Source organism: Paenibacillus sp. 2TAB19, assembly GCF_052115185.1.
GTDB lineage: Bacteria > Bacillota > Bacilli > Paenibacillales > Paenibacillaceae > Pristimantibacillus.
Window position 1 is genome coordinate 1 of the sequence record NZ_JBFRGE010000205.1, and the last position, 1,011, is coordinate 1,011.

Here is a 1,011-nt window from a genome sequence, read left to right on the forward strand (position 1 = left end):
GCGCGTACCCTCAGCACTGCTCTGTATTTGAAGACCGTGTGCCTCTCCATAAATCATAATCAGCCGTTGATGAACGTTGCGAAGTCCAATGCGGTATTCATCTTCTTCCTCCATATCATGAAGGGACTCGTTAATTTGGCGCATTCTCTCCTCGCTTATCCCAACGCCGTTATCGGCAACCTCCACACGCAGCTTGTTGCCGTCAACGCTCGTTATTAAGGAAATGAAGCCCCCTTCTGCTCGATCCTCAAGTCCATGTACGACCGCATTCTCAATAAGCGGTTGAATAATGAGCGGAGGAATCTCGATCCCTTCGCTTTGAGGCGCAATATTTAGAACGAAGGTTAGGCGTTCGTCCCCATACCTGAACTTCTGAATTTCCAAATAGCTGTGAACGATCTCAATCTCGGCCTTTAGGGCGATCTTTTTCGTTCCGATCTCGAGGTTGCGCCTAATCATCTTGCCAAGCATCCGCACAATGTACGAGATCTCCTTCTCGCCTTTAATATGGGCCTTCATCCGAATGGATTCGAGCGCATTAAACAAGAAATGAGGATTGATCTGACTGGCCATCATCTTCAGCTTAATTTCCTTCTGCCTTAATTGCAGTTGCGCCTGCTGCTGATGCGATTCGGTAACCTCGTCCATGAGTCCCCTAATGCTGACTACCATGTTATTAAACTGTCTTGATAGCAGTCCAATCTCGTCATTGCCGCTCACGTCGGAGATTACATTGAAGTCGCCAAGCGCCACCTTGTTCAAATCCTTGTTCAGCGCAAGCATCCGCTTCGCAAGAATAGCAGAGAAGAAATAAATTAAGATGAAGGCGATAACAAGACTGATCAGAATAACGCCAAACCCGAGCAAGCTTATTCGGTTAGCGCCGCTAACAATGCTTTCTATTGTAAATACCGATACGATCTTAAGTCCGTTGCTGCTGGATGGCGGCATCAAATTCTCGATTACGACTTTGGACGGCTTGCCTTCGAACTTGAACTCGTACGTTCCCTC

1 protein-coding gene is annotated in these 1,011 nt (G+C 47.4%); it reads right to left on the reverse strand.

What is annotated here, in order from left to right:
• The coding region (locus tag AB4Z33_RS31005) for a sensor histidine kinase (protein WP_442053585.1) at positions 1-1,011 on the reverse strand (1,011 nt) is incomplete at both ends.